This is a genomic window from Rhodovulum sp. BSW8, assembly GCF_003314725.1.
Lineage (GTDB): Bacteria > Pseudomonadota > Alphaproteobacteria > Rhodobacterales > Rhodobacteraceae > Rhodovulum > Rhodovulum visakhapatnamense.
In genome coordinates this window covers 1-867 of record NZ_QNVX01000064.1, presented here as the reverse complement: position 1 = coordinate 867, position 867 = coordinate 1, and the positions used below count along the sequence as shown (strand labels likewise).

1 protein-coding gene is annotated in these 867 nt (G+C 62.3%); it reads right to left on the bottom strand.

What is annotated here, in order from left to right:
• Window positions 1-20 precede the first annotated feature (20 nt).
• A protein-coding gene (locus DSD19_RS19590; protein ID WP_256359803.1) for an IS5 family transposase occupies window positions 21-790 on the bottom strand; the annotation gives its coding sequence in 2 pieces (ribosomal slippage) (window positions 21-451 and window positions 451-790; 771 coding nt in all).
• Between the last annotated feature and the right edge of the window lie 77 nt (window positions 791-867).

The following is an 867-nucleotide window of genomic DNA, read 5'->3' as shown; positions in this document are numbered from 1 at the left end:
GGCTCCAGACTCATTGATCGTCAAAGCCAGAAGATGACGGTTGCGGCGAGGGCTATGGCGGAGAGGAAGGTCTTTGCGCATCTGTCATAGCGGGTCGCGATGCGGCGCCAGTCCTTCAGTCTGCCGAACATGATCTCGATCCGGTTGCGCCGCTTGTATCGGCGCCTGTCGTAGCGAACTGCCTTTCCGCGCGACTTCCGGCCCGGGATGCAGGGGCGTATCCCCTTGTCTTTCAACGATTCTCGGAACCAGTCGGCGTCGTAGCCCCGATCGGCGATCAGCCATTCTGCGGCAGGCAGGCTGTCCAGCAGGGCCGCGGCACCGGTGTAATCGCTGACCTGGCCCGCCGTCATGAAGAACCGCAGCGGACGCCCCCTGGCGTCCGTGACGGCGTGCAGCTTCGTGTTCAGTCCACCCTTCGTGCGCCCGATCAGGCGCCCGCGCTGATCGACGGGCCCCCCTTTTTCGCCCGCAGGCTCGAAGCCGTGCGGTGCGCTTTCAGATACGTCGCGTCGATCATGACAACCTTCTCCTCGCCGCCTTCGGAGGCCAGCCCCTCCATCATCCGGGCGAAGACACCCATGTCGCTCCACCGCTTCCAGCGGTTGTAGAGGGTCTTCGGCGGGCCATACTCCCGAGGCACATCGCACCAGCGCAACCCATTGCGATTGATGAAGATTATTCCGCTCAACACGCGCCGATCATCGACCCGCGGCTTGCCATGGCTCTTCGGAAAGAACGGCTTCAACCGCTCCATCTGCTCGTCGGTCAGCCAGAAAAGGTTGCTCATCATCACCCACCGTCAGTCCGGGAGCTTGAATCATTCAGCCGTAGCGGTTTCAAGCAGATCAATGGGTCCTGAGCCTA